Raw genomic sequence first — 15,594 nt, 5'->3', positions numbered from 1 at the left:
GGGAAGAACCCCGGGAAACACGAAACGGCCGCCACCGCTTTCGCGATGACGACCGTTTCGTCGATGTGGGCGAGGGGGGATTTGAACCCCCACGTCCCGAAGGACACTGGCACCTGAAGCCAGCGCGTCTGCCGTTCCGCCACTCGCCCGAGCAGCACCCCAGTGGATCTTCCCTTTCGGGCCGTTCCCCTGGCGACGTCGAAACATTAGCACGTCGGAGGGGGTGGATTCACATCGCTTTCCCCGGCCCCCCGGGCCCGGCCCGGATTGCCCCTCCCGCACCGCGCTCCCGGTGCGGGACACTGTCCCCTGAGCGCCCCTACGATCCCTTGTGAGTACCAACACTCATGCGCATGGGACCCAGGGGGAACCACCCGAATCCGCCACGCGTGGATACGATCAGTAAGCAGTACAGGGCGACAACGACGGAGGAGGTGCCCCATGGGAGTCCTGAAGCGGTTCGAGCAGCGACTCGAAGGTCTGGTGAACGGCACCTTCGCCAAGGTGTTCAAGTCCGAGGTCCAGCCCGTCGAGATCGCCGGCGCCCTCCAGCGCGAGTGCGACAACAACGCGACGATCTGGAACCGGGAGCGGACGGTCGTCCCGAACGACTTCATCGTCGAGCTCAGCACCGGCGACTACGAACGTCTGAGCCCCTACTCCGGGCAGCTCGGCGACGAGCTCGCGGGCCTCGTCCGCGACTACGCCAAGCAGCAGCGCTACAGCTTCATGGGACCGATCAAGGTCCACCTGGAGAAGGCCGACGACCTGGACACCGGGCTCTACCGGGTCCGCAGCCGCACGCTCGCCTCCAGCACCTCCCAGGCGCCGCCGCAGGCCGCCCCCCAGAACCAGCAGGGCGGCTACGGCTACCCGCCGGTCTCCGCACCGCCGATGCCGGCCGGACCGCCCCCGGGCGCACCCGCTCGCCGGCCGGGCGCCGCGGGACCGGCCCCCGTACCCACCGGAGGCGCCACCCGGCGCCACTGGATCGAGATCAACGGCACCCGCCACCAGATCTCGCGTCCCACGCTCGTACTCGGCCGAAGCACCGAAGCCGACGTGCGGATCGACGACCCCGGCGTCTCGCGCCGGCACTGTGAGATCCGGACCGGAACGCCCTCGACGATCCAGGATCTCGGGTCCACCAACGGCATCGTGGTGGACGGGCAGCACACCACCCGCGCTACGCTCCGCGACGGCTCGCGGATCGTCGTGGGCAGCACCACCATCATTTACCGGCAAGCCGAAGGGTGAAGCGGGGGCAATGTCAGAGCTGACCCTGACGGTCATGCGGTTGGGTTTCCTGGCCGTTCTGTGGCTGTTCGTCATCGTGGCCGTCCAGGTCATCCGCAGCGACCTCTTCGGTACGCGCGTCACCCAGCGCGGCTCGCGCCGCGGCGGCGGGAACGCGTCCGGAGCACCGGCGCAGGGCGGCCGCCAGGCCGCGGCGCCGCCGCAGCAGCGCCAGCGCCGCGGAGCACCGACCAAGCTCGTCGTCTCCGAGGGAACCCTTACGGGCACCACGGTCGCCCTCGCGGGGCAGACGATCACGCTCGGCCGGGCACACGACTCAACGATCGTGCTGGACGACGACTACGCGTCCAGCCGCCATGCCAGGATCTACCCCGACCGTGACGGCCAGTGGATCGTCGAGGATCTCGGGTCCACCAACGGCACGTATCTCGACCGGACCCGGCTGACCACCCCGACGCCCATTCCGCCGGGCGCCCCGATCCGCATCGGCAAGACCGTCATCGAGCTGCGGAAGTAGTACGAGAATGAGCGAGCGGAGCGAGCGAGCCGCGGCAGTCCGGACCACCCAGGACACGGACCCGAGCGCGCTCCCGACCGGAGGGTGGGCAGTGTGGCTCGAGACCGGTTGTACCCGGAGGAATCGACTGGGCAGGTGCGCATGAGTCTGTCCCTGCGGTTCGCCGCCGGATCCCACAAGGGCATGATCCGCGAGGGCAACGAGGACTCCGGCTATGCCGGTCCCCGTCTCCTCGCCGTCGCCGACGGCATGGGCGGCCAGGCCGCCGGCGAGGTCGCCAGCTCCGAGGTGATCTCCTCCCTCGTGCAGCTCGACGACGACGTCCCGGGCTCCGACATCCTCACGTCGCTCGCCACCGCCGTGCAGCGCGCGAACGACCAGCTGCGCGTCATGGTCGAGGAGGACGCCCAGCTCGAAGGCATGGGCACCACCCTGACCGCGCTGCTGTGGACGGGCCAGCGCCTCGGCCTCGTCCACGTCGGCGACTCCCGCGCCTACCTGCTCCGCGACGGCGTCCTCACGCAGATCACCCAGGACCACACCTGGGTCCAGCGCCTCGTCGACGAGGGCCGCATCACCGAAGAGGAAGCCACCACCCACCCGCAGCGCTCCCTGCTCATGCGGGCGCTCGGCAGCGGTGACACCGTCGAGCCCGACCTCTCGATCCGCGAGGTCCGCACCGGCGACCGCTACCTGATCTGCTCCGACGGACTGTCCGGCGTCGTCTCGCACCAGACCCTGGAAGAGACCCTCGCCGACTACCACGGCCCCCACGAGACCGTGCAGGCCCTGATCCAGCTCGCCCTGCGCGGCGGCGGACCGGACAACATCACCTGCATCGTCGCGGACGTCCTCGACACCGACAGCGGCGACACCCTCGCCGCCCAGCTGAACGACACCCCGGTCGTCGTCGGCGCGGTCGCCGAGAACCAGCACCAGCTCTTCGACGCGGGCGCCATGCAGACCCCGGCGGGCCGCGCCTCCGGCCTGGGCCGCCAGGCCCCCCCGCCGCCGGGCGCCTTCGGGCCCCCCGGCAGCGGCGAGGCCCCCGGCTACGGGTACCCCGACCAGAGCCAGGGCGGCGGCGGCACGTACGGCAGCTTCGGCGAACCCGACCCGTACGAAGACGACTCGCGCTACGAGGACACGTACGACCACCCCCGCCGGCGCCGCGGCAAAGGGCGCAAGTGGACCACCCGCACCCTGATCCTGCTGATCGTCGCCGGCGCCATCGGAGGCGGGCTCTACGCCGCCCACCGCTGGACCCAGACGCAGTTCTACATCGGCGTCAAGGGCGAGCACGTGGCGCTGTTCCGCGGCATCAGCCAGAACCTCGGGCCGCTGGAGCTCTCCAAGGTGGAGACCGACCGCACCGACATCGAACTGAAGTACCTGCCGCCCTTCAAGCGGAAGCTGGTCGAGGCCACCATCACCGAGACCAGCCTCGACGGCGCCCGTCGGAAGATCGACGAACTCGGCGTTCAGGTCGCCGCCTGCAAGAAGGACGAGGAGCGCCGCACCGCGGAAGCGCAGAACCCACCAGCATCCGGTCCCAGCCTGACTCCCACGGAGCAGTCACTGGTCGGCCTCTGCGGCAAGCAGTAGTACACACCCGCGGGCACAGGGGGCCTGCCACACCATGAGCGTAGTCACCAACACGACCACCATCGGCGCCATCGAGCTGCCGAGCCGGCGGAACACCGAGCTCCTGCTGCTCGTGTTCGCCGTGGTCATCCCGATCTTCGCCTACGCCAACGTGGGCCTGTCGATCCACGGCAAGCTGCCGCCGGGCATGGTCGCGTACGGCGGCGGCCTGGCCGTCCTCGCCGGCATCGCCCACTTCGTGGTGCGCCGCTACGCGAAGTACGCCGACCCCCTGCTGCTGCCGATCGGCACGCTGCTCAACGGGCTCGGCTGCGTGCTGATCTGGCGGCTCGACCAGTCGGAGCGGCTGCAGAACCTGGCCAAGCGCCAGTTCGGCCACTTCTCCGAGTCGGCCCCCCGGCAGATGATGTACACGGCGCTCGCCATCGCGCTGTTCGCCGCCGTGCTGCTGCTCCTCAAGGACCACCGCACGCTCCAGCGCTTCACGTACATCTCCATGGCCGCCTCCCTGGTCCTGCTGATCCTGCCCGTCATCCCGGGCCTCGGCGCCGACGTCTTCGGCGCGAAGATCTGGATCAGCGTCGCCGGCTTCTCCATCCAGCCCGGCGAGTTCGCGAAGATCGTCATCGCGATCTTCTTCGCCGGCTACCTGATGGTGAAGCGCGACGCCCTCGCGCTGGCCAGCCGCCGCTTCATGGGCCTCTACCTGCCGCGCGGCCGCGACCTCGGCCCGATCTTGATGATCTGGGCGATGAGCCTGCTCGTCCTCGTCTTCGAGAACGACCTCGGCACCTCGCTGCTCTTCTTCGGCATGTTCGTGATCATGCTGTACGTGGCCACCGAGCGCACCAGCTGGATCGTGATCGGCCTGGTCATGAGCGTGGCCGGCGCGGCCGTCGTCGGCGCGACCGCCAGCCACGTCAAGGCCCGTGTCACCGCCTGGCTCGACCCCTTCGCCTGCTACACCAAGTCGGGCGCCTGCGAGCAGGTCGGCCAGTCGATCATGAGCTTCGGCTCCGGCGGGGTCCTCGGCACCGGCTGGGGCCAGGGCAACTCCGACCTCATCGGCTTCGCCGCCAACTCGGACTTCATCTTCTCCACGGTCGGCGAGGAGCTCGGCCTCGCGGGCGTCATGGCCTTCCTCCTGCTCTACGGCCTGATCATCGAGCGCGGCGTGCGCACCGCCCTCGCCGCCCGCGACCCCTTCGGCAAGCTCTTCGCCATCGGTCTCTCCGGTGCCTTCGCCCTGCAGATCTTCGTGGTCGCCGGCGGAGTCATGGGCCTCATCCCCCTGACCGGCATGACCATGCCCTTCCTGGCTTCCGGCGGTTCGTCCGTCCTCGCCAACTGGGCCCTCATCGGGATCCTCATCCGGATCAGCGACACCGCACGCCGCCCCGCCCCGGCCCCGGCTCCGTCCCCCGACTCCGAGATGACCCAGGTGGTCCGCCCGTCATGAACAAGCCCCTGCGTCGCATCTCGCTCTTCTGCGGGCTGCTCGTCCTCGCGCTGCTGATCCGGACCAACTGGCTGCAGTACGTCCAGGCCGAGGAGCTCAGCACCCGCAAGGAGAACCGCCGGGTCCAGATCGCCCAGTACGCCACCCAGCGCGGCAACATCATCGTCGCGGGCGGGCAGGCGATCACGGGCTCCGCGGCCACCGACGGCAGCGACTACAAGTACAAGCGGATCTACAACGACGGCGCTCTGTGGGCGCCGGTGACCGGTTACGCCTCCCAGGCCTTCGGCTCCACCCAGCTCGAATCCCTTGAGGACAAGATCCTCACCGGCAACGACGACCGGCTGTTCTTCGACCGCACCATCGGCATGTTCACCGGCGAGAAGAAGGCCGGCGGCAACGTCGTCACCACGCTGATGCCCGAGGCCCAGAAGGCCGCGTACGACACCCTCGGCGGCAAGACCGGCGCCGCGGCGGCGATCGACCCGCGCACCGGGGCCATCCTCGCCCTGGTCAGCACCCCCTCGTACGATCCGTCCGTCTTCGCCGGCAACTCCAAGACCGACGAGAAGAACTGGGTCGAGCTGAAGGACAGCCCGGAGAAGAAGCTCGTCAACCGCGCCCTGCGCGAGACGTACCCGCCCGGTTCCACGTTCAAGGTGGTCACCGCCGCGGCCGCGCTGGAGCACGGCGTCGTCACCGACATCAACGCGGCGACGGACACCCCCGAGCCGTTCTTCCTGCCGACGACCAAGACCCCGATGGTCAACCACGCCAAGGGCTGCGAGAAGGCGAGCCTCAACTTCGCGCTGCAGGTGTCCTGCAACTCCGTCTTCGCCAACGTCGCCGACAAGGTGACCAAGGACAAGATGCTGGAGACCGCGCAGAAGTTCGGCTTCAACAACGACAAGATCGACACCCCGGTCCGGGCGTTCGCCAGCATCTACGACAAGAACATGGACCGGCCCGGCAACTCGCTCTCCGCGATCGGCCAGTTCAACACCGCCGCCACCCCGCTCCAGATGGCGATGGTCGCCGCGGCCGTCGCCAACGACGGCAAGCTGATGAAGCCGTACATGGTCGACCAGCTCACCGCCCCCAACCTCGACGTCATCGAGAAGCACGAGCCGCAGGAGATGAGCCGCCCGCTCTCCCCGGCCAACGCGCAGAAGCTCCAGCAGATGATGCAGAACGTCGTCGAGAACGAGAACGGCACCGGCGGCAAGGCCAAGATCAAGGGCGTCACCGTCGGCGGCAAGACCGGCACCGCCCAGCACGGCGAGAAGAACGCCAAGCGCCCCTACGCCTGGTTCATCTCGTACGCCAAGACCGACAACGGCTCCCCGGTCGCCGTCGCCGTCGTCATCGAGGACAGCGAGGCCGACCGCGAGGACATCACCGGCGGCGGTCTCGCGGCCCCCGTCGCGAAGGCCGTCATGGAAGCCGTGCTCAAGAACCAGAACAAGGGCTGACGGGCGGACGCAAGGGACCCACAGGGACGCGAGAGCCGATCCGGAGTGATCCACATCACTGTTCCCGCCCGGATCCGAGCGTACGGTACCGGTCCGGTATCAGCCTGTGGTCACGAACCGATCACCGACGATCGGCCGGTAGCCTTTGCGCGAACAGCACACCGCCGGACCACACACGGGTGCGGTCGGGACTGACGGAGAGGGCTGCAACGTTATGGAAGAGCCGCGTCGCCTCGGCGGCCGGTACGAGCTGAGCCACGTGCTCGGCCGCGGTGGCATGGCCGAGGTCTACCTCGCCCACGACACCCGGCTCGGCCGTACCGTCGCCGTCAAGACCCTGCGCGCCGACCTCGCCCGCGACCCGTCCTTCCAGGCCCGGTTCCGGCGCGAGGCCCAGTCGGCCGCGTCGCTCAACCACCCGGCGATCGTCGCGGTCTACGACACCGGCGAGGACTACGTCGACAACATCTCCATCCCGTACATCGTGATGGAGTACGTCGACGGCTCCACCCTGCGTGAGCTCCTGCACTCCGGGCGCAAGCTGCTGCCCGAGCGCACCCTGGAAATGACCATCGGCATCCTCCAGGCGCTCGAATACTCGCACCGCGCCGGCATCGTGCACCGTGACATCAAGCCCGCCAACGTCATGCTCACCCGCACCGGCCAGGTCAAGGTCATGGACTTCGGCATCGCCCGCGCCATGGGCGACTCCGGCATGACCATGACGCAGACCGCGGCCGTCATCGGCACCGCCCAGTACCTCTCCCCGGAGCAGGCCAAGGGTGAGCAGGTCGACGCGCGCTCCGACCTCTACTCCGCGGGCTGCCTGCTGTACGAACTCCTCAGCGTCCGGCCGCCGTTCATCGGCGACTCCCCGGTCGCGGTGGCGTACCAGCACGTACGGGAAGAACCGCAGCCCCCGTCGAACTTCGACCCCGAGATCACGCCCGAGATGGACGCGATCGTGCTGAAGGCTCTGGTCAAGGACCCCGACTACCGCTACCAGTCCGCCGACGAGATGCGCGCCGACATCGAGGCCTGCCTCGACGGCCAGCCCGTCGCGGCCGCGGCGGCCATGGGGGTGCCCGGATACGGCTACCCCGACCAGGGCCACGGGTACGGACACCAGGGCTACGACCAGCCCACCACCGCCCTGCGCACGGCCGACGCCGGCCAGACCTCGATGCTCCCGCCGATGCCCCCGGGCGACGGCGGGTACCCGGGCCAGGGCCAGGGCGGCTACGACCAGAACGGCCACGGCCGCCGCCAGCAGAAGAAGAGCAAGGCCTCGACGATCCTGCTGGTCACGGCCGGCATCCTCGTCCTGGTCGGCGCGATCCTGATCGGGCGCTCCGTCTTCGGCGGCGGCGCCGACAACCGGCCCACCGTGCCCAAGTTCATCGGCGAGACCCTCGAAGCGGCCCAGAAGGCCGGCGACAACGTCGGCCTCAAGGTCGTGAAGGAAGCCGACGAGGCCTGCGACAACCAGCCCAAGGGCAACATCTGCTCGCAGAATCCGGCACCGGACACCAAGGCCGACAAGGGCTCCACGGTCAACGTCAAGGTCTCCTCGGGCGCCCCGAGCCTGCCGGTGCCCAACGTCGTCAACCTGAAGTTCGAGGACGCGGAGAAGGCGCTCAAGGACAAGGGCTTCGCCGTCGAGAAGAAGACCCAGGAGTCCGAGCGGCCCGCCGGCACCGTCCTCGACCAGGACCCGAAGAGCGGCCAGGCCCCGAAGGGCTCGACCGTCACGCTGACCGTCGCCAAGGAGCAGTCGAAGGCCGAGATGCCGGACCTCCTCGGCAAGACCCGGGAAGCGGCGATCAAGGCGCTGAACGACGCCAAGCTCAAGCTGGGCAGCCAGACGGAGGTCGACTCCCCGGGAGCCGCGCCGAAGACGATCGTCCAGCAGCAGTACCAGCCGGGCGAGCAGCTCGCCGTGGGCACCACGGTCAACGTCCAGATCGCCAAGGCCGCGCAGCAGACCCAGGTACCGCAGCTGCTGGGCAAGACGGTCGCCCAGGCCAAGAACGAGCTCGCGGGCCGGGGCCTGAGCCTCCAGGTCATCGCCGGCCCGACGGACGACAAGGCGATCATCATGGCCACCGATCCCCCGGTGGGCACCCCCGTCGAAGGGGGCCGGGTCATCAACGTGCAGACGATGGCCGGCCAGCAGAACGGCGGCAACGACGGCGGGACGCTGTTCGGCGGCCTGACCGGTGGGGGCGGCCGGCGCTAGCCGGCGGCCCTTCCCGGTGGGGGCGGCCGGCGCTAGCCGGCGGCCCTTCTCCCCACCAGGACACGGAAAAGCCCCCGTGGGCGGCCTCAGAGCCGCTCACGGGGGCTTTTCGGTACCGGCCGTGTCAGCCCTGCCGGCCGTACCGGCCGTGTCAGCGCAGCTCCGCCGGGAGGGTGCGCTGCGCGTCGACCTTCTCCGTACGCACCAGCTCGCCCCACACGACGTAGCGGAACTTCGACGTGTAGACCGGCGTGCAGGTCGTCAGCGTGATGAAACGGCCCGGCGCCGTGCGCCCCGATTCCTTCGGGACCGCCGAGATCACGTCCACGTTGTACTTCGAGGTCTGGCGCAGCTCCGCGAAGACCTTGTACACGTACCAGGTGTCCCGGGTCTCGAAGACGACGGCGTCGCCGTTCTTCACCTTGTCGATGGCGTGGAACTTCGCGCCGTGCCCGTCGCGGTGCGCCGCCAGGGCGAAGTTGCCCGACGCCTCCCACGGCAGGGCCGCCTTCACCGGGTCCGTGTAGTACCCGGCCACGCCGTCGTCGAGTACGTCCGGCGCCGTGCCCTTCTTGACCAGGACCTCGCCGTTCTTCATCGCCGGCACGTGCAGGAAGCCGATGCCGTCCATGGTGTCCAGCGCCCCCGGCACCGCGGCCCCGTTCGCCCCCGGGGCGGTCTGCCACTGCCGGCGGATCTCGTCGCCGTGCGCCGATGCCTGCCGGTCCGCGAGCACGTTCGTCCACCACAGCGAGTACGCGACGAACAGGCCGAGGACGAGGCCCACGGTGATCAGGAACTCGCCCAGCAGGCTCAGGAACCCGGCGAGCACACTACGGCTCGGCGGCGGCGACGCGGCACGTGACACTGCTTGTTCGTCCTTACGGGCTGGCCAGGGCGGGCGGAGCACCCTGGCTGCGGGGGCGTTCGTCGGTCATCCTGCCCCATACGATCATGCGGTAGGTGCTCGTGAACTCGGGAGTGCAGGTCGTCAGCGTGATGTACCGGCCCGGGGCGGTGAAACCCGAGCCCTCCGGCACCGGTTTGATCACCGACACGTTCGCCGGCGGGGTCTGCGCCAGCGACGAGGTGATCTCGTACGTGTAGTAGGCGTCCCGGGTCTCGACCACGACCGGATCCCCCGGCACCAGCCGGTTGATGAAGCGGAACGGTTCGCCATGGGTGTTGCGGTGGCCCGCCAGCGCGAAATTGCCCTGCTTGTCGGCCGGCATCGCCGACTTCAGCGCACCGTCCGCGTAGTGCCCGACCATCCCCTTGTCGAGCACCTTCGGCTTGCTGACCCCCTCCGCCACCGGCACCTTCACGTCCAGCTTCGGGATGTGGAGGATCGCGAAGCCCTGCCCGGGCTCGAACGCCGAGACCGGCGGGGCGGCGGCCCCGCCCCCGTCCCGCTCCCAGTTCTGGCGCAGCGAGCCGGCCGCCCCGTTCGCCGTCCGCTCCGCCAGCACGTTCGTGTACCAGAGCTGGTAGGCGACGAACAGCAGCATCACCACGCCCAGGGTGATGAACAGCTCCCCGGCGAGCCGGCTCAGGGCGACCACCGGGCCGCCCGACGCGGGCCGCCTGCGCCGACGGCCCCCGCCGCGCCTGCGCGTGCGCTTCGCGGCCTCCTGAGCTGCCCTGCGCCGCGCGGCCCGGCCCTCCGTGGGCGCGGACGGCGCGACCGCGGTCACGCGACGGCCTTGCCCACCACCGGGGCCAGCCCCACCGAGCGCTCGACGGCCCCCGCGTCCCCGCAGCGCACCAGCCAGTTCGCGAGCATCCGGTGGCCCCACTCGGTCAGCACCGACTCGGGGTGGAACTGCACGCCCTCGACGTCGTGCTCCCGGTGCCGCAGCCCCATGATGATCCCGTCCTCGGTGCGTGCGGTGACCTCCAGCACGTCCGGCAGGGTCCCCGGCTCGGCCGCGAGCGAGTGGTAGCGGGTCGCGGTGAAGGGCGAGGGCAGACCGGCGAAGACGCCGAGCCCCTCGTGCACCACCGGCGAGGTCTTCCCGTGCAGCAGCTCGGGGGCCCGGTCCACGACGCCGCCGTACGCCACGGCCATGGACTGCATGCCGAGGCACACGCCGAAGACCGGGACGCCGGTGTCGGCGCAGTGGCGGACCATGTCGACGCAGACGCCCGCCTGCTCCGGCGTACCCGGTCCGGGTGACAGCAGCACGCCGTCGAAGCCGTCCTGCGCGTGGGCGAGCCCGACCTCGTCGTTGCGCAGGACCTCGCACTCCGCGCCGAGCTGGTACAGGTACTGGACCAGGTTGAAGACAAAGCTGTCGTAGTTGTCGACAACCAGAATGCGCGCGCTCACGGAGTGGCTCCCGATCCCTCGTCCACCGTTACGTCGTTGAACGGGAGGAGCGGCTCGGCCCACGGGAAGACGTACTGGAACAGCACGAAGACCACTCCGAAGACCAGTACGAGGGAGATCAGCGCGCGGATCCACGCGTTGCCCGGCAGATGCCGCCAGATCCAGCCGTACATGCCGTCTGTTTCCTATCCGTCCACGATCGACCACCGCACCGCGGGGGCGGTACGCGAACAGACTAAAGGCAGCGGCCCGGCCGGGTGGGTCAGCTCGGCAAACCCTCCGGCCGGCCCTGGGCGACCGGGCGGGTCTGCGTCAGCTCCGCCCAGACGACCAGCCGGTGGCTGTGGCCCCACTCCGGATCGCAGGTCGTGAGGGTCAGGTACCGCCCGGGTCCGGTGAAGGGGGAGCGGCGCGGCACCGGGTCGACCACCCCGATGTCGGTGGGCAGGGTGCGCAGCGGCTCGCTGCGCACCGTGTACGTGTACCAGGCCGTGGCGTCCTTGAGGATCACGGCGTCGCCGGGGCGCAGCTCGGGGAAGTCCTTGAAGGGGTCCCCGTACGTGCGGCGGTGGCCCGCGACCGAGAAGTTCCCGGTGCCGCCGAGGCGGGCGGTGCCCGCGTAGTGGCCGAGGCCCTTCTTCAGCAGCTCCGTGCCGGTGCCCTCCAGGACCGGCTTGTTCCAGTCCGGGCCGAAGCGCGGGATGTACATCTCGGCGAACGGCTGGCCGGGCGGGTAGCCGGGCGGCTGTCCGGAAGGGTCCTGCGCCGGGGGCGCGGGCTGCGGTGCGGCCGCCGGCGCGGTGGCGGGAGCGGTGGACGGGGCCGCGGAAGGCGCCGCGGACGGCGCGGCGGCCGCAGCCGCGCTCCAGCGGTCGCGCATCCGGGCCATCTCCCCGTCCATGGCCCGGTCGGCCTTGACGCCGGTCCACAGCAGGACGTACGCCACGAACAGCACGATCAGCGTGCCCGCCGTCAGGCAGACCTCGCTGAACGTCCGCACCACCAGGCGCAGTACGACGTCACGGCGTACTGCTCGCGGAGGCGGATTCCAGCGGCTTCGCATAGTGGAGGTCCACTGTGCCGGAGTAGCCGGGGAGTGTCAGCTCCTTGTGCTCGTCCACTTTCCAGCCGAGCCCGTACGCCGTCACGTACTGCTGGTAGTTCTGCAGGGCCGGGGAGGCGGCGAGCGCCTTGCGCAGCGCGGCCGGGTCCCCGACCGCGCTCACCTTGTAGGGGGGCGAGTAGACGCGGCCCTGGAGGATCAGCGTGTTGCCCACGCAGCGCACCGCGCTGGTGGCGATCAGGCGCTGGTCCATGACCTGGATGCCCTGGGCTCCGCCCAGCCACAGGGCGTTCACCACGGCCTGGAGGTCCTGCTGGTGGATCACCAGGTCGTTCGGCTGCGGCTCGGGCACGTTGGGGATGCGGGCGGTGGCGTTCGGCGGGGCGTCGTTCAGGGTGACCGTGAGCCCCTTGCCGGACAGCGGCTCGGTGCCGGAGGCGACCCGCAGGGCCGCCAGCTTGGCGTCCTCGGCCCTGGTGCTGCCGTCGTCGCGCTCGGCGAGGGCGTCCACCCGGTCGCGGACGGCCGCGGTGCTCTGTTCGAGCAGGGCGTTGTTCTGGCTGCGCTCGTGGATGAGGTCCGAGAGCTTCAGGAGCGAGGCGTCCGTCCGGATGTTCGTACCCTTGGAAGTATTGAAACTGGTGACGAAGATGAGACCGGCCAGGGCGAAAACGGCGGCCGTCAGCAGCCGGACCGGCCTGGCCCGGCGACGGGGACCCGCGGAGGAGTCGTCGGAATTGCTCAACGTACCCTTCTCCTTCAACGCCACAGGTCCACTACGCTAACGGACGCCCGGGGCAGGCAAGGTCCCCAGCGCATCGACAGGAGAGCCCCTCGTGCCGAAGTCACGTATCCGCAAGAAGGACGACTACACGCCGCCGCCGGCGAAGCAGGCGCAGACGATCAGGCTGACCAACCGCAGCTGGGTCGCCCCGGTCATGCTGGCGTTCTTCCTGATCGGTCTCGCGTGGATCGTCGTCTTCTACGTGACCGAGACCCAGCTGCCCATCGAGGCACTGGGCAACTGGAACATCGTGGTCGGATTCGGCTTCATCGCGGCGGGGTTCGGCGTGTCCACCCAGTGGAAGTAGCCGGTCCCCGATCGAGCGTCCGCAAGCACAGGCGCACCGGGTCCGACAAGCTCTCCCCATGAGTTATCCACAGCGTCATCCACACCTGAGGAAAAGACAGAAGATCTGTGGATAACTCTGTGGAGTGTTGACGCCGGTGTGATCAGGTGAGTTCGGCCGTACGGACCAGGACCACCGCCGCTGCCAGCAGGAATGCCGCTCCACAGGTCCCCCACTGGACCAGGGTGCGCGTCCTGCCGGCGGCCGGTCCGACCATGCCCAGACCGACCAGCAGACCGGTCACCAGGCCCCCGATGTGGGCCTGCCAGGAGACCGACAGGCTGCCGCCGAAGGGCACGAAGGTCAGCACCAGCATGAGCACGACCATGGTGATGACCGGCCGCATCTCGTACCGCAGGCGGCGCACCAGCACGACGGTCGCGCCGAGCAGGCCGAAGATCGCTCCGGACGCGCCGAGGGTCGGCGTGTTCGGCGCGGTCAGCAGATAGACGAGGGCGCTGCCGCCCAGCCCCGACAGCACGTACACGGCGAGGTAGCGGACCCGGCCCAGGGCCGCCTCCAGCGGGCCGCCGATCACCCACAGGGCCAGCATGTTGCCCCCGATGTGCCACCACTCCACGTGCAGGAACACCGAGCTCAGCAGCCGGTAGTACTGGCCGGTCGAGACCCCTTCCACCGGGCCGCCGAAGTATTCGACGTACCGCCCGAGCAGCTCCAGCTGCACGACGACCGCCGGCGCGAGCAGGCCCACCAGGAACACCGCGGCGTTGATCCCGATGAGGATCTTGGTGACGAGGTGCGGATCGGCGGAGACCACCCCGCCCGCGACGGTGCGCGGCGCGTTCGCGGCCGGGGCGTGCCCCGTACCGGAGCCGTCACGGACGCACTCGGGGCACTGGAAGCCGACCGAGGCGCTGATCATGCACTCGGGGCAGATGGGGCGCTCACAGCGCGTGCAGCGGATCCCCGTGTCGCGATCCGGGTGGCGGTAGCAGCCCGGCAGACGGTCGGTGTCCATCGGTCCCCTCGGTCAGCGGCGGGACGGGCGGTGCACCCCGCCGGTCGTCCGGCTGTGGCCCCGGCGGGTTCCACGCATGCAGGACGGACGGGCGGGGCGGAAAGGTTCCCGGGGCGCCGGCGCGGCGGCGGTCAGCGCTTCTCGACGACGACGGACTGGATGATCACGTCGTCGAGGGGGCGCTCGGTGCGCGGGTTCGTCTTCAGGCCCGCGATGTCGTCCACGATCTTCTGGCTGGCCTTGTCCGTCACCTCGCCGAAGATGGTGTGCTTGCGGGTCAGCCAGGCGGTGGGCGCGACGGTGATGAAGAACTGGGACCCGTTGGTGCCGGGGCCGGCGTTGGCCATGGCCACCAGGTACGGCTTGGTGAAGGCCAGGTCGGGGTGGAACTCGTCGGCGAACTGGTACCCGGGGCCGCCGGTGCCGTTGCCGAGCGGGTCGCCGCCCTGGATCATGAACCCGCTGATGACGCGGTGGAAGACGGTGCCGTCGTACAGCGGATCGGTGGTCTTCTGGCCGTCGGTGGGACGGGTCCATTCGCGGGCGCCCGTGGCCAGCTCCACGAAGTTCTTGACCGTCTTCGGGGCGAAGTTGGCCAGCAGCTCGATCTCGATGTCGCCGTGGTTCGTCTTCAGGGTGGCGTAGAGCTTCTCGGCCACGGATCTGCCTTCCATAGTCGTCACTGTCGGTTCCAGATCCTCCCACGGAGCGCTGCGCGGCACAGAAATCCTCCACCCGTATGCCCTGTCACGCATGCCGCCCGACGGTATGGCAGGCATGATCCGACAAAGGGTGGAAAGGTGAACTGTGTCCGCCACCGAGGAGGAGGATCCTGTGACCCGCAAGGACAGCGTGCACCTGGCCGCCGAAAGCGCCAGGGAAACGGCGAGGCACGCAGCGGAAGCGGTGGCGCCGTACGCAACGGCCGCCCGGGACGCCGCTGCGCACTACGCGGCCGAGGCGAACGACCGGCTGGCACCGAAGGTCTCGTACGCGACGGCCGAGGCGGCCCGGCAGGCCCGTACGGCGTACGACGAGCATCTGCACCCGAGGATGAGGGCGGCCCGCACGCACGTGCCCCCGAACGTGGACCGGGCGGCGACGATGGCCGTGCACCACACGCGCCGGGCGGCGCGGCAGGCGGCCGACTACACGCAGCCGAGGCTGGAGAGCGCGCTGGCCGCGGCGCAGCCGGTGGCCGAGGAGGCCGCATCGCGGTCGACGGCTGCCCTGGCGGCGCTGCGCGGCCAGGTGTCGGCCAAGGAGGTCCAGCAGCTGGTGAAGCGCCACGAGCGGCGCCACCGGGCCGGCCGGGCCTTCAAGTGCATGGCGGTGGTCGGCGCGCTGGCCGCCGGTGCGTACATGGCGTGGCGGTGGTGGGACCAGCAGTCGAACCCGGACTGGCTCGTCGAGCCGCCGGCGGCCACCGAGCTCTCGCGCGAGCGCGAGCCGGCCAGCTTCGACGACGAACTGGCGGCCAAGGAGCGCGAATCCTCAGCCGGAACGGCGGACGAGTGAGCAGGTTCTGACCGCGGTCGCCCCTG

Annotated in this window: 15 protein-coding genes, 1 tRNA gene and 1 pseudogene; 8 read left to right on the top strand and 9 right to left on the bottom strand. The window is 70.0% G+C overall.

Annotated features, from left to right (window positions below; translation table 11 throughout):
- Positions 1-66: 66 nt before the first annotated feature.
- Positions 67-149, bottom strand: a tRNA-Leu gene (locus ACFYXV_RS16220).
- A gap of 292 nt (positions 150-441) precedes the next feature.
- On the opposite strand from ACFYXV_RS16220, the gene ACFYXV_RS16215 reads away from it, so the two are divergent.
- From ACFYXV_RS16215 to pknB, 6 genes are all read left to right on the top strand, one after another.
- Complete coding sequence (locus tag ACFYXV_RS16215; RefSeq protein ID WP_048477937.1) at positions 442-1,257, top strand: DUF3662 and FHA domain-containing protein; 816 nt, start codon at positions 442-444, stop codon at positions 1,255-1,257.
- A gap of 10 nt (positions 1,258-1,267) precedes the next feature.
- A complete protein-coding gene (locus ACFYXV_RS16210; protein WP_359170100.1) occupies positions 1,268-1,774 on the top strand; it encodes an FHA domain-containing protein in 507 nt (168 codons plus the stop codon).
- A 141-nt stretch (positions 1,775-1,915) separates the two neighbouring features.
- Positions 1,916-3,379: a Stp1/IreP family PP2C-type Ser/Thr phosphatase gene (locus ACFYXV_RS16205; protein WP_385475441.1), complete on the top strand. Its 1,464-nt coding sequence runs from the start codon at positions 1,916-1,918 to the stop codon at positions 3,377-3,379.
- A gap of 34 nt (positions 3,380-3,413) precedes the next feature.
- Complete coding sequence (locus tag ACFYXV_RS16200; protein WP_359170094.1) at positions 3,414-4,838, top strand: FtsW/RodA/SpoVE family cell cycle protein; 1,425 nt, start codon at positions 3,414-3,416, stop codon at positions 4,836-4,838.
- Positions 4,835-6,310 (top strand): peptidoglycan D,D-transpeptidase FtsI family protein, encoded by a 1,476-nt coding sequence (locus tag ACFYXV_RS16195; RefSeq protein WP_385475443.1) that lies wholly within the window; start codon positions 4,835-4,837, stop codon positions 6,308-6,310. Before ACFYXV_RS16200 ends, ACFYXV_RS16195 begins: the two co-directional genes overlap by 4 nt.
- Positions 6,311-6,524: 214 nt before the next feature.
- The gene (pknB, locus tag ACFYXV_RS16190) at positions 6,525-8,549 is read left to right on the top strand and encodes a Stk1 family PASTA domain-containing Ser/Thr kinase (RefSeq protein WP_385475445.1); all 2,025 of its coding nucleotides are present in this window, start codon (positions 6,525-6,527) and stop codon (positions 8,547-8,549) included.
- A gap of 151 nt (positions 8,550-8,700) precedes the next feature.
- On the opposite strand, the gene ACFYXV_RS16185 is transcribed toward pknB, so the two are convergent.
- The 6 genes and pseudogenes from ACFYXV_RS16185 to ACFYXV_RS16160 form a co-directional block, all read right to left on the bottom strand.
- Positions 8,701-9,417 carry a class E sortase gene (locus tag ACFYXV_RS16185; RefSeq protein WP_389383181.1) on the bottom strand — a complete coding sequence of 239 codons (717 nt, stop codon included), beginning with the start codon at positions 9,415-9,417 and terminating at the stop codon, positions 8,701-8,703.
- Positions 9,418-9,442: 25 nt separating this feature from the next.
- A pseudogene (locus ACFYXV_RS16180) lies at positions 9,443-10,051 on the bottom strand (class E sortase); the annotation flags it as partial.
- 188 nt (positions 10,052-10,239) lie between these two features.
- Positions 10,240-10,878, bottom strand: a complete 639-nt coding sequence (locus ACFYXV_RS16175; protein WP_383337050.1) for an aminodeoxychorismate/anthranilate synthase component II — start codon at positions 10,876-10,878, stop codon at positions 10,240-10,242.
- Positions 10,875-11,051 (bottom strand): hypothetical protein, encoded by a 177-nt coding sequence (locus ACFYXV_RS16170; protein WP_385475448.1) that lies wholly within the window; start codon positions 11,049-11,051, stop codon positions 10,875-10,877. The genes ACFYXV_RS16175 and ACFYXV_RS16170 overlap by 4 nt, the downstream gene beginning before the upstream one ends.
- Before the next feature lie 89 nt (positions 11,052-11,140).
- Positions 11,141-11,941, bottom strand: coding sequence for a class E sortase (locus tag ACFYXV_RS16165; protein ID WP_389383180.1), 801 nt, complete (start codon positions 11,939-11,941; stop codon positions 11,141-11,143).
- Positions 11,898-12,686 carry a DUF881 domain-containing protein gene (locus tag ACFYXV_RS16160; protein WP_383337044.1) on the bottom strand — a complete coding sequence of 263 codons (789 nt, stop codon included), beginning with the start codon at positions 12,684-12,686 and terminating at the stop codon, positions 11,898-11,900. Before ACFYXV_RS16160 ends, ACFYXV_RS16165 begins: the two co-directional genes overlap by 44 nt.
- Before the next feature lie 91 nt (positions 12,687-12,777).
- Between ACFYXV_RS16160 and crgA the strand changes: the two genes are divergently transcribed.
- Positions 12,778-13,032, top strand: a complete 255-nt coding sequence (gene crgA / locus ACFYXV_RS16155; RefSeq protein ID WP_030153143.1) for a cell division protein CrgA — start codon at positions 12,778-12,780, stop codon at positions 13,030-13,032.
- A 142-nt stretch (positions 13,033-13,174) separates the two neighbouring features.
- Here crgA and ACFYXV_RS16150 read toward each other — a convergent pair whose 3' ends face one another.
- Both ACFYXV_RS16150 and ACFYXV_RS16145 read right to left on the bottom strand, forming a co-directional pair.
- Complete coding sequence (locus tag ACFYXV_RS16150; RefSeq protein ID WP_385475452.1) at positions 13,175-14,050, bottom strand: rhomboid family intramembrane serine protease; 876 nt, start codon at positions 14,048-14,050, stop codon at positions 13,175-13,177.
- A gap of 131 nt (positions 14,051-14,181) precedes the next feature.
- A complete protein-coding gene (locus ACFYXV_RS16145) occupies positions 14,182-14,709 on the bottom strand; it encodes a peptidylprolyl isomerase (RefSeq protein WP_385475458.1) in 528 nt (175 codons plus the stop codon).
- 175 nt (positions 14,710-14,884) lie between these two features.
- On the opposite strand from ACFYXV_RS16145, the gene ACFYXV_RS16140 reads away from it, so the two are divergent.
- Positions 14,885-15,568: a DUF5324 family protein gene (locus tag ACFYXV_RS16140; protein WP_389383179.1), complete on the top strand. Its 684-nt coding sequence runs from the start codon at positions 14,885-14,887 to the stop codon at positions 15,566-15,568.
- The last annotated feature ends 26 nt before the right edge of the window (positions 15,569-15,594 follow it).

This window comes from Streptomyces sp. NPDC002181, from assembly GCF_042890485.1.
Classification (GTDB): Bacteria; Actinomycetota; Actinomycetes; order Streptomycetales; family Streptomycetaceae; genus Streptomyces.
This window is presented reverse-complemented; position numbering and strand designations above follow the sequence as displayed.

Bases quoted from the DNA above. Each gene is read 5' to 3' on its own strand.
- ACFYXV_RS16165 (WP_389383180.1), bottom strand. From the start codon at position 11,941: ATGCGAAGCCGCTGGAATCCGCCTCCGCGAGCAGTACGCCGTGACGTC.
- ACFYXV_RS16195 (WP_385475443.1), top strand. From the start codon at position 4,835: ATGAACAAGCCCCTGCGTCGCATCTCGCTCTTCTGCGGGCTGCTCGTC.
- ACFYXV_RS16170 (WP_385475448.1), bottom strand. From the start codon at position 11,051: ATGTACGGCTGGATCTGGCGGCATCTGCCGGGCAACGCGTGGATCCGC.
- ACFYXV_RS16200 (WP_359170094.1), top strand. From the start codon at position 3,414: ATGAGCGTAGTCACCAACACGACCACCATCGGCGCCATCGAGCTGCCG.
- pknB (WP_385475445.1), top strand. From the start codon at position 6,525: ATGGAAGAGCCGCGTCGCCTCGGCGGCCGGTACGAGCTGAGCCACGTG.
- ACFYXV_RS16205 (WP_385475441.1), top strand. From the start codon at position 1,916: ATGAGTCTGTCCCTGCGGTTCGCCGCCGGATCCCACAAGGGCATGATC.
- ACFYXV_RS16210 (WP_359170100.1), top strand. From the start codon at position 1,268: ATGTCAGAGCTGACCCTGACGGTCATGCGGTTGGGTTTCCTGGCCGTT.
- ACFYXV_RS16150 (WP_385475452.1), bottom strand. From the start codon at position 14,050: ATGGACACCGACCGTCTGCCGGGCTGCTACCGCCACCCGGATCGCGAC.
- ACFYXV_RS16215 (WP_048477937.1), top strand. From the start codon at position 442: ATGGGAGTCCTGAAGCGGTTCGAGCAGCGACTCGAAGGTCTGGTGAAC.